The following is a 19,097-nucleotide window of genomic DNA, read 5'->3' on the forward strand; positions in this document are numbered from 1 at the left end:
ACGGATGGCTCACGATTGCATCACTATGCTAAACAACCAGGCCGAAGTAAATCGTGTTTGTAACAATTTCTTAAACATTATCAGAAGGTGGCCGGGCTGTTGGCCGAGATGAGTACGCACTCCTGATCTCCCGCGTTGCGAAAGCGATGGGGGGTACGGCTGTCGAAGTAGTAGCCGTCGCCGGGTTGCAGCAGATAGACCTGCTCACCCACCGTCACCTCGGCGCTGCCGGCGATGATGATGCCGCACTCCTCACCCTCGTGGCTCAGCATCTCGGCCCCGGTGTCGGCTCCCGGCGGCAGTACTTCCTTGAGCATGCCGATGGTGCGGTTGGCCCGGCTGTGGCCGACCAGCCGGTAGCTGATGGGGTGGCTGCCGAGATCGGGCATCTCGTCGGCACGGAAGATCACCTCGGTATCCATCTCGGTCTCGTCGGTGAAGAAGTTGGCCAGGGACATGGGGATCCCCTCCAGCACCTTGCGCAGAGAGGCGACCGACGGGCTGACCTGATTCTTCTCGATCTGGGAGATGAATCCGTTGGTTACTCCCGAGCGCTTGGCCAACTCGCGCTGGGAGAGCCCGGCCCTGGTGCGTACCGCCTTGAGGCGATTGCCGATATCCATCGATAGAGACTCCCTCTGTTGCTTTGCTGTTTACTATTGTTGTATTTGTGTTAATTATCTTATACCACCCGTATGGGTTGGAACCAATAAGTCGGGGGCGAATCTTCTCCCCTTTTTCAGGCTTCAGGTGTTTAATTTAATACCCGCTAGTCATTAATAGCTAAACACCTTAGGACGAGGTGATCATGAAACCTGTCAACGAGATACAGACGCCCCAGGATCTCTCCGCCTTCTGGATGCCGTTTACCGCCAATCAGCAGTTCAAGGCGGCACCGCGCATCCTCACATCGGCGCAGGGAATGCATTATTACTCAGAGGACGGCCGCAAGATACTGGATGGTACCGCCGGCCTCTGGTGTTGCAACGCCGGCCATGGCCGTCGGGAGATTGCCGAGGCCGTGTCGGCCCAAATCAGTCACCTCGACTTCGCCCCGACGTTTCAGATGGGGCACCCGCTCCCCTTCGAGCTGGCCGACCGCCTGGTGGAGATCGCCCCCCCCGGCTTCAAGCATGTCTTCTACACCAACTCGGGTTCCGAATCGGTCGACACCGCCCTCAAGATCGCCCTGGCCTGGCAACGAGCCCGTGGCGAGGGAACCCGCACCCGCCTCATCGGCCGCGAGCGTGGCTATCACGGGGTCGGCTTCGGCGGCATCTCGGTCGGGGGAATTCCTGCCAACCGCAAATGGTTCGGATCCCTGCTACCCGGGGTCGATCACCTGCCCCACACCCTGGATATCGCCCGCAACGCCTTCACCCGTGGCCTGCCGGACGAGAACCTGACCCTGGCCGACGAGCTGGAGAAGCTGGTCTTCCTGCACGATGCCAGCAACATCGCCGCCGTCATCGTCGAGCCTATCGCCGGTAGTACCGGTGTGCTCCTGCCACCCAAGGGCTATCTCAAGCGGTTGCGCGAGATCTGCACCAAGCACGGCATCCTGCTCATCTTCGACGAGGTGATCACCGGTTTCGGTCGTCTCGGTTCGCCGTTCGCCGCCCAGGAGTTCGATGTCCAGCCTGACATCATCACCACCGCCAAGGGACTCACCAATGGGGCGATCCCCATGGGGGCCGTGCTGGTACAGGGGCACATCTACGACGACATGATGGCCGCCGGCAAGGGAGCCATCGAGCTGTTCCACGGCTACACCTACTCGGGCCATCCGGTGGCCGCCGCCGCCGGTCTGGCGACCCTGGATATCTACCAGAATGAGGGGCTGCTGACCCGGGCGCGCGACATGGCGGGTTACTGGGAGGAGGCGGTACACGCCCTGCGTGGCTGCAAGCACGTCAAGGATATTCGCAACTACGGCCTGGTGGCGGGGATCGAGCTCGAGCCCATGGCCGGAGCACCCGGCAAGCGCGCCTATGAGGTGTTTGTGCGCTGCTTCGAGAAGGGGGCCCTGATCCGGGTGACCGGCGACATCATCGCCCTCTCGCCCCCCCTTATCATAGAGCGCGAGCAGATCGATCAACTCTTCAACCTGCTGCAGGATGTCCTGCAGGCCCAGGCCTGATATCACGGAGGATGCATGACCACCTTGGGGACGGTCGCCACGGGGCGAGCCACGGCGGACGCTCCGCCCCCATCCACAATCCCGCAACGGGGGAGGAGATTGGCCGGGTGGCCCTCTCCTCGGCGGCCGAGTGCGCCGAGGCGATCGCGGTCGCCGAACGGGCCTTTCCTGCCTGGGCCCAGACCCCGCCTCTGGTGCGGGCACGAGTGATGTTCCGCTTCAAGGCCCTGATGGAAGAGCACAGGGACGAGTTGGCGGCCCTCATCACCCGGGAGCACGGCAAGGTGCTGAGCGACGCCCAGGGGGAGCTGACCCGGGGGCTGGAGGTGGTGGAGTTTGCCTGCGGCATTCCGCACCTGCAGAAGGGGGAGCACTCCCAAAACGTGGGACGCGGGGTGGACAGCTGGTCCATGATGCAGCCGCTTGGGGTGTGCGCCGGCATCACGCCGTTCAACTTTCCGGCCATGGTGCCCTTGTGGATGTTCCCGGTGGCGCTGGCCTGCGGCAACAGCTTCGTGCTCAAGCCGTCGGAGAAGGATCCCGGTCTCTCCCTGCGCATGGCCGAGCTGCTCAAGGAGGCGGGTCTGCCGGATGGGGTGTTCAACGTCATCAACGGCGACAAGGAGGTGGTCGACGTGCTGCTGACCGACTCGCGGGTGCAGGCGGTGTCGTTTGTCGGATCCACCCCCATCGCCGAGTACATCTATGCCACCGCCTCGGCCCACGGCAAGCGGGTGCAGGCTCTGGGTGGCGCCAAAAACCACATGGTGGTGATGCCGGATGCCGATCTCGATGGCGCCGTGAGTGCCCTGATGGGGGCGGCTTACGGGGCGGCGGGTGAGCGCTGCATGGCTATCTCGGTGGCGGTGGCAGTGGGTGACCAGGTGGCCGATGCCCTGGTGGCTCGTCTCACCCCCCTGGTGGAGCAGCTGCGCGTCGGCCCCGGGCTCGGGGTCACTCCGGAAAACGAGATGGGCCCCCTCATCAGCAAGGAGCACCTGGCGCGGGTGCGCGGTTACGTGGATCAGGGGGTGGCCGAGGGGGCCGAGCTGGTGGTCGACGGTCGCCCGTTTGGCCACGGGGAGGGTTACTTCATCGGTGGCTGCCTGTTTGACCGTGTGAGCCCGTCTATGCGCGTCTATCAGGAAGAGATCTTCGGGCCGGTGCTCTGCGTGGTGCGGGTGCCCGATTACGAGACGGCGCTGACCCTCATCAACCAGCACGAGTATGGCAATGGTACCGCCATCTTCACCGCCGACGGTCTGACGGCCAGGGACTTCACCCAGCGCGTCCAGGTGGGTATGGTAGGGGTCAACGTGCCCATCCCGGTGCCCATGGCCTTCCACAGTTTCGGTGGCTGGAAGCGATCCCTGTTCGGACCGCTTCACATGCACGGGCCGGATGGCGTGCGTTTCTATACCCGCATGAAGACGGTGACCGCCCGCTGGCCGGAAGGGGAGCGCAGTGGCGCCAGCTTCATCATGCCCACCATGAAGTGATGCAAGGAGCAAACTGGATGAAACTGGGGATCCTCGACTGCGATCGGCTCGATGCCGACTATGCCGAGCGTTTTGGTCGGGTCTATTCGGAGATGTTTATCGCCGGATTCCGGGCTTTGCAGCCGGATCTGGCCTTCTCGGTCTGGGCCGCCTGTGATGGCGAGTTGCCGGCGGATCTCCAGGAGTGCGACGCCTGGCTCATCACAGGTTCACGTCACGATGCCTACAGCGATCTCCCCTGGGTCGTGGCCCTGCGCGACTGGATCCTACGAGCCGATGCGGCCGGGGTGCCCCTGGCGGGTGTCTGCTTCGGTCATCAGGCCATCGCCCAGGCGCTCGGCGGGGCGGTGAACAAGTCGGCCAAGGGGTGGGGGCTCGGGGTTGCGGTTAACCCCGTGCTTGCCGAACGTGACTGGATGGTGCCGAGCGCGCCGCAGATCCGGGTCCTGGCGAGCCATCAGGATCAGGTGGAGTCTCTGCCACCGGGGGCGCTGCGCCTGGCGGGCAACGATTTTTGTCCCAACTTCATGTTCCAGCACGGGGAGCACGTGGTGGCCATTCAGGGTCATCCCGAGTTTCCGGTGGAGTACGACCGGGCCCTCATCGAGAAGCGGCGTGATAGCCTCGGGGAGGCGCGCTATCAGGCCTGCCTCGCCACCCTGGAGCAGGGGGTCGATTCGAGCCTGGTGCTGCGCTGGATCCTGCAGTTTCTCGGCCTGCTGGTGCCGGTGGGAGTGGGTCTCTCCTGAGGCGGTTTGTCAGGGCACCGGGCCGAATGCTAGATTCTTTAGGAAAATGAAGGAACAAGCGGCGATTGGCCCGGCCTCGGATGATAAACTGGCCGCCCTTCGGGGCGGCCATTTTCCTAAGGTCGCCCGACGAGACGCCAGCCAGCGAGGGACGAGCCTTGAAATTGCAGCAGTTGAAGTACTTGATCGCGATACGGGACCACAATCTCAACGTCTCGGCCGCCTCCGAGGCGCTCTATACCAGCCAGCCCGGGGTCAGCAAACAGATCGGTCTGCTCGAGGGAGAGCTGGGGGTGCGCATCTTCGAGCGGCGTGGCAAGCACCTGCACCGCATCACCCCGGTGGGAGAGGAGATCATCAAGTGTGCCGAGGCGATGCTTAACATAGAGAGCAAGATCAAGGCGATTTCCCGTGAGTATCTCGATCCGACCGTGGGCACCCTCAATATCCACACCACCCACACCATAGCGCGCCACCTGCTGCCGAAATCGGTCACCTACTTCACCAAGAAGTACCCCAAGATCTCGTTCCACCTGCACCCCGTGATGTCGGCCAGTAAGGATCAGATCAGCAAGGGGTATTCGGATTTCTCCATCGTGGCCCACGAGATCGGCTTCGATAAGGATCTCATCGTGCTGCCTGCCTATTTGTGGACTCTCTCCCTGGTGGTGCCCAAGGATCACCCCCTGGCCAGGGTGAAACGTCCGACCCTGGAGCAGCTCTGCGACTATCCCATCCTCAGCTACGAGAGCGGGGCGACCGGTCGCAAGGTGCAGGACGAGGCGTTTGAGACCGCCGGGCTCACCCCCAACTACTACATGACGGTGATGGATGCCGGTGTCATCAAGCGCTACGTCGAACTGGGGTTCGGTATCGGCATCATCTCCTCTCTGGTGGCCAACGACACCGATGCCCCGGATCTGGTGGCCATCAACCTGGAGCACCTCTTTACCCCCTGCCCGGCCTATCTCTGTTTTAGCAAGAGCATACTGCTGCAGAACTATATGTATGACTTCATCACCACCTTTTCACCCCACCTCACCAAGGAGGTGATCCAGAACGTGATGCAGCAGCCGACCCAGGCCCGCATCGACGAGCTGTTCCAGGAGGTGGTGCTGCCCGTCTATTGATCCCGATCGCGCCGTCTCCCCTTCTTTCTTGTGGGGCGGCGCTCCCTGCGCTCTACTGAGTCTCCACCCCTGCGAGAGATCCCCCCATGTCCCGTCTGCTGCTGCTTGCCAATCTCAACTGTGATCATGTCCTCTCCCTCTCCGAGCCGCTGGTGGCCGGGGCACGGCTGCAATATCTGGATCAGGGGCGACGGTTGGGAGGGGGGGCTGCCAATACCGGAGTCGGACTGGTGTGGGCGGGTCACGAGGTACTGATCGCCTCCCGGATCGGCCTCGACGAGGCCGGCGACTGGCTGCTGGAGCAGGCGGCGGGCTACGGGCTGGACTGTCGCCATGTGGAGCGCTTCGGCGGGGAAACCGGCGAGTTGCTGGTGTTGGTGGACTCGACCGGCGAGCGCACCATATTGCGCCGGCCCCGTCGGCCCGACCTGCCCGGCGAGCTGCCGACCAGCGGGATCGATTGCCTCTATGTGAACTATCCGGGCTCGGTGGTGATCCCCTACATGCGTCAGATGCTGGGTCAGAGCTTCGTGGTGGCCCAATACCCCAAGGGGGGGCAAGTGCGTCGTCCCTGCCACGTCCTGGTCGCCTCGCGCAGCGATCTGGAGAGCCAGGAGGATCTCTGGCAACAGGCACGCCAGATCGGCGGGGAGAGCCTGCAGTGGCTGGTGCTGACCGAGGGGAAGGAGGGGGCTTTGGCCCTTCATGGGGAGGAGCAGATCCGGGTGCCGGCTCGGCCGGTATCAGTGGTCGATACCACGGGGGCAGGGGATGCCTTCGCCGGTGGGCTGATCCACGGGCTTGCCTCGGGCATGGCCATGGAGCAGGCGTTGCAGTGTGCGGTGGACTGGGGGGCATTTGCGGTGGCCTCGGAGAGTTCGATCCCCTCCGTAGCGTTGAAAAAGTGGCTTAAAACCCCTCACTAGCGGCAACTAGTCGGCATTTTTGCGATTAATCAAAGAAAGTGCCGATTTATCTCCATCTTTATCGACACCCTGTTGTCCAGCTCTTACCCTTGCCTGACTATCCCAGGTGACCCGCATTCGCCGGTGTCCGTTGGCTGTATCAACGAGGCAAGCATTCCATGCAACTGACACGATTTACCGACTACGCCCTGCGTACCCTGACCTTCCTGGCGGTACAACCGGAAGATCGCCTGTCGACCATCACGGAGGTGGCCGATACCTTCGCCATCTCCCGTAACCATGTGGTCAAGATCGTGCATCAGCTCGGCATCAAGGGATACATTGAGACGGTACGGGGCAAGCACGGCGGCATCCGCCTCGGTCGCTCTGCGGTCTCTATCAACCTGCGCGACGTGGTGGTGGACATGGAGAACATCCTCTGCCCCGCCTACTGCAAGAGCGACAACTGCCGCCTGGCCGGTGGCTGCCGGGTGCAGGGGATATTGCGCAAGGCGATGAACGCCTTCCTCGACGTGCTGGGAGAGTACACCCTGGCCGATGCGGTGCGCGATCCGGCGCGCCTCTGCCACCTGTTGGGGCTGGAGCCGGACGATCTGCTGGCGGTGGGCTAAGGCCTCACCGGGAGAGACGGAGCCTCAGGGCTCCGTTTTTGTTTTGGGGTGCCGCTCCAGGGTGATGGCGCCGTGGAAACAGGCCAGCCCACAGGCGCCGCAGCCGTCGCACGCCTCGTGGTTGAGCTGTACCCCTTGGGGGGTCACCTTGATGGCGAGCCGGGGGCAGGCATCCTCGCACAGCAGGCAGTAGTAACCAAGGCTGGCCTGGCACTGGGCCGAGACGCGCACCCGGGTCTGTATCTGACGGCCCAGGGCAAGGTCCAGGGCGCCGGTCGGGCAGGCGCGGGCACAGCTGCCACAATAGCTGCACTGGCCGCAGGAGAGATCCAGGATAGGAGTCCCCAGGATGGCCGAGCCCCGATACTCGGCGCGATCGGCCGGGTGCAACAACCCCTGGGGGCAGGCCCGAAAGCAGTCACCGCAGCGATTGCACAGGGCGAGGAACTGCTTCTCTTCGATGGCCCAGGGGGGTCTTGCCTCCTGGCAGGTGACGGGGGGTGTACGCAGAGGTACCAGGGTGCGTCGCAGCCACTGGCACAGGGTGTGATCCATGATGGCTCCTGTTACCCATTTAGGGTTAACTTTACGGGAATCTCTGCCCACAAGCCAGCACCACGGGATCGCCAGCAGGGATGGGCTTGTGTAAGCTAGCCCCAGTTTCCACCCGCAGATCGCTTCCTCTATGTTGCTCTTTTTCTGGCGCGCGTCGCTGCTCTACATGTTTCCCGGCGTCATCCTCCTCTATATGCGGCTGACCGATACCCCCTTCGCCGAGATCGATCAGGGGGTGAATAACCACAAGTGGCTGCTGATCGCCCTCTATTGTGCCTATGTCCTGTTTTGGGGGCTGGCCAACCGCTATCTGGAACAACTGCTACGGCGACGGGGTCTGCGATGAGCCCACAGGAGTGGTTGTTGCTGGGGGCCGGCGTTGTGCTTTGCACTCTGGGCGGTTGGTTGGCGGGACGCCATGAGAGTCGCCGCCTGAGAGAGGCACTGACCGAGTCACAGGTGCGTGGCGATGCCCTGTTGCAGCGGCTCGACGAGCTTAACGACGAGCGGCTTCATCAAGAGGCCCGTCAGGAGGAGCGCCAGCAGCTGATCATGAGGCTGACGGCCCGTATCAAGGAGCTCGAGGCCATGCTGCGCGCCGAGCGCCAGGCCGCCGCCGAGAGGCAGCAACTGCTCAAGGAGAACGAGGCGCGACTGGTGCAGCAGTTCGAAAACCTCTCCAATCGCATGATCGAGCAGAACTCGGCCCAGTTTCGCGATCTCAACCAGCACAGCCTGGATCGGGTGCTCACTCCCTTGCGCGAGCAGATCGAGGGTTTCCGTCGTCAGGTGGGCGAAACCCATGCCCAGGAGACGGAGCAGCGTCACAGCCTGCGCTTCGAGCTGGAGCGCCTGGCCGAACTCAATGCCCGCATGACCGAAGAGGCGGCGGCCCTGACCCGAGCCCTCAAGGGGGACAGCAAGCAGCAGGGCAACTGGGGGGAGGTGGTGCTGGCACGCATCCTCTGTGAGTGCGGACTGCGCGAGGGACACGAGTATCAGACCCAGGTCAGCCTCACCTCCGACAAGGGGCAGCGCTATCAACCCGATGTGATCGTAGAGCTGCCCCAGGGGAAGCAGATCATCATCGACGCCAAGGTGTCGCTGACGGCCTACGAACGCTGGTTCAACAGCGATGACGAGCTGGAGAAGGCGGTTGCCCTGAAGGAGCATGTGGCGTCGGTGCGAAACCACATCCGCGAGCTGGGGCGCAAGGATTATCAGCAGCTACCCGGGGTGCGAACCCTCGACTATGTGCTGATGTTCGTGGCGGTGGAGCCCGCCTTCCTGGTGGCGCTGGAGGCCGATCCCGGCCTGGTGCGCTATGGCCTCGAGCACAACATACTGCTGGTGAGCCCAACCAACCTGATGGTGGCCCTGCGCACCATCGAAAACCTGTGGCGGGTCGACCGGCAGAACCAGAATGCCCGCCTTATCGCCGAGCGTGCCGGGCGGCTCTACGAGAAGCTGCGTCTGTTTGTGGAGGAGATGCAGAGCCTGGGCGGTAGCCTGCAGCGGGCCCACGAGAGTTACGACAAGGCGATGGGGCGTCTCGCCAGCGGTCGCGGCAACCTGCTGGCGCAGGCGGAGCGGCTGCGGGAATTGGGGGTCGAGGTGCCCAAATCCCTACCGGAGGCGCTGGTGGAGCAGGCGCTGGAGCAGGATGAGCGACCCCGGCGCGAGGGATAGCCGAGAGTGAAGAGGCAGCCGGGAGGCTGCCTCTTTGCATTACTGGCGCCAGAAGGCGGGGAAGAAGAGTACCGCCACCGTCAGGATCTCGAGGCGCCCCAGCATCATGCCAAACGAGAGGATCCACTTGGCCGAGTCGGGCAGGCCGGCGAAGTTACCACTCGGACCGATTACCGGCCCCATGCCCGGACCCACGTTGGCCACCGCCGTGATGGAGCCGGAGATGGCGGTGAGGGGATCCAGGCCGATGGCGCCGAGCAGGGCGGCGATCACCAGGATCACGGCGAAGTAGGCCAGCACGAAGGCGATCATGGAGCGCACTATGCTCTCGCTCACCGGACGGCCATTGTACTTCTGGGGGAAGACCCCGGAGGGGTGCATCAGTTGCAGCATCTGCTTGCGAAACAGGGCGAAGGAGAGCTGTACCCGGAAGATCTTGAGGCCGCCGGCGGTGGAGCCGGAGCAGGCGCCCAGCATCAGCAGGAAGATGAAGAGGATGCTGGTGAGTGGTCCCCAGGTGCCAAAGTCGCCGAGGCCATAGCCGGTGGTGGTGAGCACAGAGACGATGTTGAAGCTGCTGATGCGCAGGGCATCCCAGAATTCGAAGGTGCCCCGCTGCCAGAGATAGAGGGTCATCACCAGGGTGATCCAGACCACCAGCCAGAAGAAGCCGCGTACCTGGGCGTCGCGCAGCAGGCTGGTGTCGCGGCGGGTGAGGCTCTGCACGTAGAGCAGGAAGGGGAGTCCCCCCAGAAACATGAAGACGGTGCCGATCCAGTGGGCAGCGTTGGAGAAGTGGGACATGGACTGATCCGAGGTGGAGTAGCCCCCGGTGCTGAGCGTCGTCATGGCATGGTTGACCGCCTCGAAGGTGGTCATGCCGCTCGCCCAGTAGGCGAGGAAGCAGAGCATGGAGAGCACCAGATAGACCAGCACTATGTTGTTGGCCACCGTCTTGGCGCGTGGGGCGCTCTTGTCAGACCAATCCGAACTCTCGGTCTGGAACAGCTTCATGCCCCCCACGTTGAGGTAGGGCAGCACCGCCACCGCCATCACGATAAAGCCTACCCCGCCCAGCCACTGCAGGATGGAGCGCCACAGCAGGATGCTGTGGGCCATGTTGTCGAGGCCCGATAGCACGGTCGAGCCGGTGGTGGTCACCCCTGACATGGTCTCGAAGTAGGCGTCGGTGAAGGCGATGTGGTTGATAAAGACGAAGGGGAGGGCGCCGAAGATACAGACCACGGCCCACACCGAGGTAGTGAGCAGGAACATCTCGCGCACCCCCAGGCGAAACTCCGCCTTGCGCCCGTAGTGCAGGCAGAGGAAGGCGGCACCATGGGTGATCAACACCGATTTGAGAAACTCGACAAACCCTTCCGTGCCGGTCACCAGCGCCAGCAGGGTGGGCAGCCACATGAAGAGTGCCAGCTTGGAGAGCACCAGGCCCAGGGTGAAGAGGATGGGACGCAGCTTGATCATGGATGAGAGTCTGGTCGTTGATTAACAAAGGGCCCGGCTCGTCCCGTGGAGGGACGTGGCCGGGCCGGATGGATGCAGAGGCGCGCCATGGGAGCCCTAGAGGAAGAAGGGGCTGGGTTGGAACATCCGCTCCACTTCCGGGATGTATTTCTTGTCCACCAGGAACATCACCACATGGTCATCTTGCTGGATCTTGGTGCGATCGTGGGCGATCAGTACCTCTTCTCCACGGACTATGGCCCCTATGGTGGTGCCCGGCGGCAGCTTGAGCTCGCCGACCGTGCGCCCCACCACCTTGGAGGTCTGCTCATCCCCGTGGGCGATCGCTTCGATCGCCTCGGCGGCCCCCCGGCGCAGGCTGTAGACGTTGGCAATGTCGGCCCGGCGTACGTGGGTCAGCAGGGCCGAGATGGTGGCCTGCTGGGGAGAGATGGCGATATCGATGGGCCCGCCCTGCACCAGATCCACGTAGGCGCCGCGCTGGATCAGCACCAGCGTCTTCTTGGCCCCCATCTTCTTGGCGAGCAGGGCCGACATGATGTTGGCCTCGTCTTCGTTGGTCACCGCGATGAAGACGTCGATCTGGTCAATATGCTCCTCGGCCAGCAGCTCCTGATCCGCCGCATCACCGCAGAAGACGATGGTGTTCTCGAGCTGCTCCGAGAGCTGCTCGGCCCGCTTCTGACTGCGTTCGATCAGTTTGACGCTGTAGCGCTTCTCCAGCTGGCGGGCGAGGCCGGCGCCTATGTTGCCCCCGCCGACGATCATGATGCGGCGGTAGGGGCTCTCGAGGCGTTGCAGCTCGGACATCACGGCCCGGATGTGACCCGCGGCCGCCACGAAGAAGACCTCGTCATCGGCTTCTATGATGGTGGTGCCCTGGGGACGGATGGGCCGCCCCTGGCGAAAGATGGCCGCCACCCGGGTCTCGATATTGGGCATGTGCTCGCGCAGGGTGGAGAGGGCGTTGCCCACCAGAGGGCCCCCATAGTAGGCCTTGACCGCCACCAGGCCGACCCGGCCTCCGGCGAAGTCCACTACTTGCAGGGCGCCCGGGTACTCGATGAGGCGGCGAATGTAGTCGGTGACCAGCTGTTCCGGCGCGATCAGATGATCGACCGGCACCGACTCGGGCAGGAACAGGCGATCCCGCTCGGCCAGGTAGGCCGGTGAGCGGATCCGCGCCACCTTGTTGGGGGTGTTGAAGAGGGAGTAGGCCACCTGACAGGCGATCATGTTGGTCTCGTCACTGTTGGTGACCGCGACCAGCATGTCCGCATCCTGGGCGCCCGCCTCGCGCAGTACCCTGGGGTGGGCACCATGGCCGTTGACCACCCGCAGATCGAACTTGTCCTGCAGTTCGCGCAGGCGGTCGACATCGGTATCCACCAGGGTGATGTCGTTATTCTCCCCGGCCAGGTTCTCGGCCAGGGTGCCGCCCACCTGGCCGGCTCCCAGTATGATGATCTTCATGGTCTGCTCACCGCTTCATCAGCTTGGCGTAGTAGAAGCCGTCCATCCCCAGCTCGCCGGGAAGGAACTGGCGTCCCGGCTGCTCCGGGCCATCGTCCGGAGTCAGGGGGATCAGCTCGGCGTCCGGTGTGGTGGCGAGGAAGGCGCGGATCTGATCCCGATTCTCTTCCGGCAGCACCGAACAGGTCGCATAGAGCAGGGTACCGCCGCTTTTGAGTTTCGACCAGAGGGCATCCAGTATCTGTCGCTGTAGCTGGGAGAGGTCGCGAATGTCCTGATCCCGGCGCAGCCACTTGATGTCCGGATGGCGGCGGATGACACCGGTGGCGGAGCAGGGGGCATCAAGCAGGATACGGTCGAATTGGGGGCCTTCCCACCACTGATCCGGTGCGCTGGCGTCCCCGTGAATAAGGCGGGCCTGCAGACCGATGCGATCCAGGTTCTGCTGCACCCGCTTGAGGCGGTCGGCGTCGGCGTCGACCGCCACCACGCCCGCTAGGGCCGGTTGGCGCTCCAGCAGGTGAGCGGTCTTGCCGCCCGGTGCGGCACAGGCATCGAGCACCCACTCGCCCGGCTGGGGATCGAGCAGGGCAGCCGCCTGTTGGGCGGCGCCATCCTGTACCGAGCAGTCACCGACCTCGAAGCCGGGCAGTTTGGTCACATCGCAGGGGCGCTCGAGCAGTATGGTGTCACTCCCCTCGGCGCCGGCGCTGGCTTCGATGCCGGCCTCGGCGAGGCGCACCAGCATCTGGTCACGGCTCTGACGGCGGGAGTTGTTGCGGATCCACATGGGCGGGCGCTGGTTATTGGCCTCGAGGATCGCCTCCCAGTTGTCGGGATAGGCGTGGCGCAACCGCTTGACCAACCACTCGGGATGGCCCAGCCGCACGCTTGGAATGCGGTCGACCCGCATCAGGATCACCTCGGCACTGCGCTGGAAGTTGCGCAGTACGCCGTTGATCAGGCCGCGCAGGGCCTGGCCCTTGAGCAGCTTGGTGGCATTGACCGTCTCGGCCACGGCGGCGTGGGGCGGGATACGGGTGTAGATGAGCTGATAGAGGCCCACCAGCAGCAGATAATGGAAGATGCGGCTCTTGTTCTTGAGGGGCTTGTCCATCATCTCGCCGACGGCGGCGTCGAGACGGGGCAGCCAGCGCAGGGTGCCGTAGCAGAGCTCCTGCAGCAGGGCGCGATCGCGCGGGGCGACCTGCTCCTGGGCGGCCGGCAGCACGGCGGAGAGGGAGTTGCCGTGGTCCAGCACCTGTTGCATGACCAGAGCGGCCTGAGCACGTGTTTTCATCGGGTTACCTTGATTGAGCGCTCGGAAACGAAGAGGGCGGGGCCGGACCCCGCCCCGTCAAGCTAGCGTGGTTCCGACGGTGAACCAGTCACGACGGGAGTTGAGCAGATCCTGTACCGCCATCGGTTTCTTGCCCGGCGGTTGCAGGGTCAGCAGACGCAGTACGCCCCGTCCGGTGGCGACGTCGATCCCCTCCCGGTCGGCCTTGAGCAGGGTGCCAGGCGCCTGGCCGTGGTCGCGCTCCACGACCTCGGCGGACCACACCTTGACGGTGTGCTCTGCCACCTCGCACCAGCTGATGGGCCAGGGATTGAAGGCCCGGATGCAGCGCTCGATGGCGACGGCCTCCAGGCGCCAGTCGATGCGCGCCTCTTCCTTGGAGAGCTTCTCGGCGTAGTTGGCCTGGGCGTCATCCTGAGGTTCTGCATGGGTATCGCCAGTGGCCATGGCATCGACGGTGTCGACCAGGGCCTGCGGACCCAACTCGGCCAGCTTGTCATAGAGAGTGGCCGAGGTCTCGTCGGCGGCGATGGGGCAGGTGACCTTGCGGATCATGGCCCCGGTGTCGAGTCCCACGTCCATCTGCATGATGGTCACGCCGGTCTCGGCATCGCCGGCCCAGATGGAGCGCTGGATAGGGGCGGCGCCGCGCCAGCGCGGCAGCAGGGAGCCGTGGACGTTGATGCAGCCCAGACGCGGAGTGTCGAGGATCACCTTGGGAAGGATCAGGCCATAGGCCACCACCACCATGAGATCGGCCCCCAGAGCGGCCAACTCGGCCTGGGCGGATTCATTGCGCAGGGTGGCGGGCTGGTAGACCGGCAAGTCGTGGGCCAGGGCCAGCGCCTTGACCGGGCTGGCGGTCAGCTTCTGGCCGCGCCCGGCCGGCTTGTCCGGTTGGGTGTAGACGGCCACCACCTCATGCTCGGAAGACAACAACGCCGCCAGATGACGGGCGGCGAAGTCGGGAGTACCGGCAAAAATCAGTTTCAGCTTGCTCAAACGGTCATCCTCAGGCGCTCTTGCGCTCCTCGCGTGCCTGTTTCTCCAGCTTCTGACGAATGCGCTGGCGCTTCAGGGGAGAGAGGTAGTCGACAAACAGCTTGCCGATCAGGTGATCCATCTCGTGCTGGATGCAGATGGCGAGCAGATCGTCGGCCTCCAGTTCGAAGAATTCACCCTTGGCATTTTGGGCGCGGATCTTGATCTGTTCGGCGCGCGGTACCAGTGCCCGGCTACCGGGCACGGAGAGGCACCCCTCCTCGATGCCGGTGCTGCCCGATTGTTCCAGCACGACCGGATTGATCAGCACCAGGCGCTCGTCACGCTCTTCGGAGACATCGATGACGATGATGCGCTGATGGACATCGACCTGAGTCGCGGCCAGACCTATGCCCTCTTCGGCATACATGGTCTCAAACATATCATCTACAATTACTTGCAGTTCCGGAGTGAAAGCCTCGACGGGTGCAGCGACGGTGCGCAGACGCTCATCGGGGAAGCGCAGTACATCTAGAATGGCCATAAATGAGTTCTTGAGCCTTATATAAAAAAGATTGATGCTGGCGTAATTCTAGTCATTTACGCCGGCAAAAAACAGTCACAGGCCCCCGCAGAGGACACAAGGAGTGTTATGAATCTGACGCGAACTGCCCTGATTTTCCTGTTGTTTGGTTCCACGCTCGGGGTTGCAGCAGAGTCGCTTGCCCTGCGCAAAGGGTATCCAGAGACCTATACGGTCCAGCGTGGGGACACCCTGTGGGATATAGCCGGACATTATCTACAGAAACCCTGGCAATGGCCAACCCTGTGGAAGGGAAATCCCCAGATAGCCGATCCCCACTGGATCTACCCGGGGGATATCCTTCATCTGACCTGGGTCGATGGTCAGCCGCAACTGGTTCGGGATGGCGGGGGGACAAAGCGGGTGATCACCCTCTCCCCCCGGGTGCGCAGTGACAACAAACTCAATCCCGTGCCGGCCCTGCCTCTCTCCGCCATCTCCCCCTTCCTGAATCAGGATCTCCTCTTCTCCGGCCCGAAACAGGGTGAGGGTCTCCCCTATGTGCTGGGCAACAACGAAGGGCAGCAGGCCATCCTCGATCACCACCCCCTCTTCGTGCAGGGAAGACTGGAACCCGGCAGGGAGTACGGTGTCTATCGCCCCGGTCGCGAGTATCGGGATCCCAAGAGTGGTGACTGGCTCGGCCAGGAGGCCACCCTGACCGGCATAGTGCGTGCCGATATGCAGTGGTCTAACGGTCAGACCCAGGCCACCCTGATCGCCAACAGCCAAGAGGTGCGTCAGGGCGACAGGCTGATGCCCTTGCCGGGGCCTGAGGAGCGGCAGGCGCTCTTCGCCCCCAAGGGGGCGGCACCGATCCTCAACGGGGTCATCGTCGACATGCCCAATCGGATGAGTGTCGCGGGCAAGCTGGATGTGGTGCTGATCAACAAGGGGGCGCTGGACCACATGGCCCCCGGTAGCGTGCTGGATGTGAAGCGTCCCGGCATGGCTCTGGTGCAGACGCGCGGCGAACAACCGGTTTATCGGGACACGGCGAGTGATTTCGATCGCGCCTTCCGCTCTGATCCGACCCTGCAATTGCCTCCCGAGTCGGTGGCGCGCGTCATGTTGTTTCGGGTCTATGACCGCATGAGCTACGGACTGATCCTGCAGAGTCGGGACATGGTTCGGGTAGGTTATTCGGTCGATGCCCCCTGATGACGGCGTGCTCCGGTGGTTGACCCTGTGGGCGGTGCCCGGGGTTGGCCCTGTGACCGCATGGCGGCTGTTGGAACAGGTCGGCGGTGAGATCTCGGCGCTGTTATCTGCCCCGACACAGCAGTTGAGCGAGTGGGGCCTCACCCGCAGTCAGATTGATGCGCTTCATCGCCCTTCTCCCGCCCTCTCTGCGCTTCTTTCCTGGTGTGAGGCGCCTCATCACCACCTGTTGACCCCCGATCACCCCTGTTATCCCCCTCGTCTCAAAGAGATTCCTGCTGCCCCGCTACTGCTCTGGTGCAAGGGGGAGCCTGAGCGGCTGGCGCAGCCCCAGCTGGCCATGGTCGGCAGCCGTCATCCCACCCATGCCGGCCTTGCCTGTGCCCGTGATCTGGCCTGCGACCTGGTCGCCGCGGGTCTGACCATTACCTCAGGTCTGGCACTGGGCATCGATGGGGCCTGTCATCAGGCTGCGCTCGAGGCGGGGGGCATCACCATAGGCGTGCTGGGCTCAGGCCTTGATCGCATCTATCCCCGGCGGCACGGTGCGCTGTCGGAGCGCATTCTGGAACAAGGTGGGGTGCTGGTCTCGGAGTTTGAACCTGGCCAGGGGCCGCTGGCCGAACACTTTCCCCGTCGTAATCGCATCATCAGCGGTCTCTCCCTGGGGACGCTGGTGGTGGAGGCGACCGAGCAGAGCGGGTCACTCATCACGGCACGCTATGCCCTGGAGCAGGGAAGGGAGGTGTTTGCGGTGCCTGGAACTCCTTTGAATCTGCAAGCGACCGGTAGCAACCGCCTCATACAACAAGGGGCAAAACTTGTGATGGATGCGGCCGATATAGTGGAAGAGCTGCTCTGGCCGCCTCCTCGCCCCTCAGCTGACCGTATGGTCAGCCATTGCGAAAAGAGTCGATTGCCAGAGGCCGGCTTGTTGGATAACGTAGATTACGAGGTCACCAGTGTGGATGTCGTTGCCGCCAGGTCCCGTCTTCCGGTCGAAGACGTCCTGGGACAGCTGATCGAGCTGGAGTTGGAAGGCAAGGTGCTGGCGGTGGCAGGTGGATATGTCAGAAGAGGAGGGTGAATCATGTTTGACGTATTGATGTACCTTTTCGAGACCTACATCCACAGCGATGCAGAGGTCATGATCGACCAGGACGAGCTCACCGACGAGCTGAGCCGTGCCGGTTTTCATCAGGACGAAATCTACAAGGCCCTGGGCTGGCTGGAGCGGCTGGCCAATCTGCATGACAGCGAGCGGGAGACTTATGTCACCTGCAGTGCGCCCAGCTCGATGCGTATCTATGCCCCTCAGGAGCTGGATCGTCTGAGTGCCGAGTGCCGTGGCTTCCTGCTCTTCCTCGAGCAGGCCAAGGTGCTCAACGCCGAGACCCGGGAGATCGTCATCGAGCGCCTGCTCGAGCTGGATACTCCGGAGATCGAGCTCGACGACCTGAAATGGGTGGTGATGATGGTGCTGTTCAACGTGCCCGGCAGCGAAAATGCCTACCAGCAGATGGAAGAGCTGGTATTCGACGAGTCGGACGGCGTCCTCCACTGACAGAAGCTGACCGCGCTGCTAGAATCCGGCCCATCCGGACTCTGGCTGCGCGGTGACTCATGTCCAAGATCGATCCTAACCTCTTCTCGGCACACGAGCATGCGCTCGAGCGCGAGCCGTGTCCCCTGTGCGGTGCCGAACTGGTGATCCGCCAGGGCAAGCATGGCCCCTTCCTCGGCTGCAGCGCCTACCCCGGCTGCGACTATATCCGCTCTTTGACCCCCAGTGGACGTGATATCGAGAAGGTGCTCGAGGGGTCGGCCTGTCCCGATTGCGGCCATCCTCTCGCCATCAAGAAGGGGCGTTATGGCCTCTTCGTCGGCTGCACCCAGTTTCCTCTCTGCCATCATATGACCTCTCTGCAGGAACGGGATGAGACCCAGATCCCTTGCCCCGCTTGTGGAGAGGGGCATCTGATCAGCCGTACCTCCCGCTATGGCAAGCAGTTCTACTCCTGCAGCCGCTACCCCGAGTGCAAGTACGTGGTGAACGACAAGCCGGTGCCCATGCCCTGCCCCGAATGTGGTTGGGGAATCCTGGTCGAGAAGCGGGTGCGTGGCTCCCTGCGCTGGGTCTGTCCGCGCAAGGAGTGTGGCAAGCAGGTCGAGCGGGAGTGACGGCTCCGCGCGACAGAAGCATTCCAACAAACGGCGGTGAAGCGCCGGCCCACAACGGATAGCAAAGTGAACATGAACGAACTGGAATGTGCGGTCGCCGCCCTCGAGCGTGACGGGGTGATCGCCTATGCCACCGAGGCGGTGTTCGGGGTCGGTTGCGACCCAGACTCCAAGGTGGCGGTTAACAAGCTGCTTGGCATCAAGCAGCGTCCGGTCGAGAAGGGTTTGATCCTGATCGCCGACAGCCTGGAGCAGTTGCTTCCCTATATCGATATGGATGCCCTGACCCAGGCGCAGCGGGATGCCGTGACTGCCAGCTGGCCCGGCCCTTTCACTTGGGTGATGCCGGCCCGTGCGACCACGCCAGACTGGCTGACCGGCCGGTTCGATACCTTGGCTGTGCGGGTCACAGACCACCCCCAGGTCAAGGCCCTGTGCCGTGCCTTCGGAAAACCACTGGTTTCGACCAGCGCCAATCTGACCGGTGAGGCCCCGGGACGCACCACGGACGAGGTGATCACTGCCCTGGGAGACAGGCTCGACTATGTGCTGCCCGGTGAGGTGGGGGGACGCAGCAACCCCTCTCAAATCCGTGATGCCCGAACCGGCGCCCTGCTGCGCCCTGCCTAGGAGAGCA

General features: G+C 63.4%; 19 protein-coding genes and 1 pseudogene. 13 read left to right on the forward strand and 7 right to left on the reverse strand.

What is annotated here, in order from left to right; all coding sequences use genetic code 11:
- Nucleotides 1-80: 80 nt before the first annotated feature.
- Nucleotides 81-623 carry a cupin domain-containing protein gene (locus AB5Y48_RS16345; RefSeq protein WP_050668056.1) on the reverse strand — a complete coding sequence of 181 codons (543 nt, stop codon included), beginning with the start codon at nt 621-623 and terminating at the stop codon, nt 81-83.
- Between the two features lie 185 nt (nt 624-808).
- Between AB5Y48_RS16345 and AB5Y48_RS16350 the strand changes: the two genes are divergently transcribed.
- From AB5Y48_RS16350 to AB5Y48_RS16375, 6 genes are all read left to right on the forward strand, one after another.
- Complete coding sequence (locus tag AB5Y48_RS16350) at nt 809-2,140, forward strand: aspartate aminotransferase family protein (protein ID WP_050668055.1); 1,332 nt, start codon at nt 809-811, stop codon at nt 2,138-2,140.
- Nucleotides 2,140-3,639, forward strand: a complete 1,500-nt coding sequence (locus AB5Y48_RS16355) for a CoA-acylating methylmalonate-semialdehyde dehydrogenase (protein ID WP_368165160.1) — start codon at nt 2,140-2,142, stop codon at nt 3,637-3,639. Before AB5Y48_RS16350 ends, AB5Y48_RS16355 begins: the two co-directional genes overlap by 1 nt.
- A 17-nt stretch (nt 3,640-3,656) precedes the next feature.
- Nucleotides 3,657-4,388 carry a glutamine amidotransferase gene (locus AB5Y48_RS16360; protein WP_136614428.1) on the forward strand — a complete coding sequence of 244 codons (732 nt, stop codon included), beginning with the start codon at nt 3,657-3,659 and terminating at the stop codon, nt 4,386-4,388.
- 158 nt (nt 4,389-4,546) lie between these two features.
- Nucleotides 4,547-5,518: a LysR substrate-binding domain-containing protein gene (locus tag AB5Y48_RS16365; RefSeq protein ID WP_060587822.1), complete on the forward strand. Its 972-nt coding sequence runs from the start codon at nt 4,547-4,549 to the stop codon at nt 5,516-5,518.
- Between the two features lie 86 nt (nt 5,519-5,604).
- Nucleotides 5,605-6,444, forward strand: a complete 840-nt coding sequence (locus tag AB5Y48_RS16370) for a PfkB family carbohydrate kinase (protein WP_050668051.1) — start codon at nt 5,605-5,607, stop codon at nt 6,442-6,444.
- A gap of 158 nt (nt 6,445-6,602) precedes the next feature.
- The gene (locus tag AB5Y48_RS16375; protein WP_368165138.1) at nt 6,603-7,055 is read left to right on the forward strand and encodes an Rrf2 family transcriptional regulator; all 453 of its coding nucleotides are present in this window, start codon (nt 6,603-6,605) and stop codon (nt 7,053-7,055) included.
- A 24-nt stretch (nt 7,056-7,079) separates the two neighbouring features.
- On the opposite strand, the gene AB5Y48_RS16380 is transcribed toward AB5Y48_RS16375, so the two are convergent.
- Entirely contained in the window at nt 7,080-7,610 is a 531-nt protein-coding gene (locus AB5Y48_RS16380) for a ferredoxin-type protein NapF (RefSeq protein WP_368165140.1), read from the reverse strand.
- A gap of 130 nt (nt 7,611-7,740) precedes the next feature.
- Here AB5Y48_RS16380 and AB5Y48_RS16385 point away from each other — a divergent pair, with 130 nt between their 5' ends.
- Together AB5Y48_RS16385 and rmuC are read left to right on the forward strand one after the other, a co-directional pair.
- The gene (locus tag AB5Y48_RS16385) at nt 7,741-7,956 is read left to right on the forward strand and encodes a hypothetical protein (protein WP_050668048.1); all 216 of its coding nucleotides are present in this window, start codon (nt 7,741-7,743) and stop codon (nt 7,954-7,956) included.
- Nucleotides 7,953-9,299 (forward strand): DNA recombination protein RmuC, encoded by a 1,347-nt coding sequence (gene rmuC / locus AB5Y48_RS16390; RefSeq protein WP_368165141.1) that lies wholly within the window; start codon nt 7,953-7,955, stop codon nt 9,297-9,299. Before AB5Y48_RS16385 ends, rmuC begins: the two co-directional genes overlap by 4 nt.
- Nucleotides 9,300-9,338: 39 nt before the next feature.
- On the opposite strand, the gene AB5Y48_RS16395 is transcribed toward rmuC, so the two are convergent.
- The 5 genes from AB5Y48_RS16395 to def all read right to left on the reverse strand — a co-directional run bounded on the left by AB5Y48_RS16395 (nt 9,339) and on the right by def (nt 15,079).
- Nucleotides 9,339-10,781 carry a TrkH family potassium uptake protein gene (locus AB5Y48_RS16395; protein ID WP_050668046.1) on the reverse strand — a complete coding sequence of 481 codons (1,443 nt, stop codon included), beginning with the start codon at nt 10,779-10,781 and terminating at the stop codon, nt 9,339-9,341.
- A gap of 96 nt (nt 10,782-10,877) precedes the next feature.
- A complete protein-coding gene (gene trkA / locus AB5Y48_RS16400) occupies nt 10,878-12,254 on the reverse strand; it encodes a Trk system potassium transporter TrkA (RefSeq protein WP_050668045.1) in 1,377 nt (458 codons plus the stop codon).
- A gap of 7 nt (nt 12,255-12,261) precedes the next feature.
- A complete protein-coding gene (rsmB, locus tag AB5Y48_RS16405; protein WP_050668044.1) occupies nt 12,262-13,554 on the reverse strand; it encodes a 16S rRNA (cytosine(967)-C(5))-methyltransferase RsmB in 1,293 nt (430 codons plus the stop codon).
- A gap of 57 nt (nt 13,555-13,611) precedes the next feature.
- Nucleotides 13,612-14,556, reverse strand: coding sequence for a methionyl-tRNA formyltransferase (gene fmt / locus AB5Y48_RS16410; RefSeq protein WP_224162800.1), 945 nt, complete (start codon nt 14,554-14,556; stop codon nt 13,612-13,614).
- A gap of 10 nt (nt 14,557-14,566) precedes the next feature.
- Nucleotides 14,567-15,079, reverse strand: coding sequence for a peptide deformylase (gene def, locus AB5Y48_RS16415; protein ID WP_224160828.1), 513 nt, complete (start codon nt 15,077-15,079; stop codon nt 14,567-14,569).
- 108 nt (nt 15,080-15,187) lie between these two features.
- Between def and AB5Y48_RS16420 the strand changes: the two genes are divergently transcribed.
- The 5 genes and pseudogenes from AB5Y48_RS16420 to AB5Y48_RS16440 all read left to right on the forward strand — a co-directional run bounded on the left by AB5Y48_RS16420 (nt 15,188) and on the right by AB5Y48_RS16440 (nt 19,090).
- Nucleotides 15,188-16,279 (forward strand): LysM peptidoglycan-binding domain-containing protein, encoded by a 1,092-nt coding sequence (locus AB5Y48_RS16420; protein ID WP_368165145.1) that lies wholly within the window; start codon nt 15,188-15,190, stop codon nt 16,277-16,279.
- Nucleotides 16,269-17,377: pseudogene (gene dprA / locus AB5Y48_RS16425) on the forward strand (DNA-processing protein DprA). Before AB5Y48_RS16420 ends, dprA begins: the two are co-directional and overlap by 11 nt.
- Nucleotides 17,370-17,843 (forward strand): DUF494 family protein, encoded by a 474-nt coding sequence (locus AB5Y48_RS16430; protein ID WP_050668040.1) that lies wholly within the window; start codon nt 17,370-17,372, stop codon nt 17,841-17,843. The pseudogene dprA and the gene AB5Y48_RS16430 overlap by 8 nt, the downstream one beginning before the upstream one ends.
- A 59-nt stretch (nt 17,844-17,902) precedes the next feature.
- Nucleotides 17,903-18,460 (forward strand): type I DNA topoisomerase, encoded by a 558-nt coding sequence (locus AB5Y48_RS16435; RefSeq protein WP_060587804.1) that lies wholly within the window; start codon nt 17,903-17,905, stop codon nt 18,458-18,460.
- A 72-nt stretch (nt 18,461-18,532) separates the two neighbouring features.
- Nucleotides 18,533-19,090: a Sua5/YciO/YrdC/YwlC family protein gene (locus AB5Y48_RS16440; protein WP_050668078.1), complete on the forward strand. Its 558-nt coding sequence runs from the start codon at nt 18,533-18,535 to the stop codon at nt 19,088-19,090.
- Nucleotides 19,091-19,097: the final 7 nt, after the last annotated feature.

The sequence above is a fragment of the Aeromonas sp. R6-2 genome, assembly GCF_040908155.1.
GTDB classification, from domain to species: domain Bacteria; phylum Pseudomonadota; class Gammaproteobacteria; order Enterobacterales; family Aeromonadaceae; genus Aeromonas; species Aeromonas schubertii.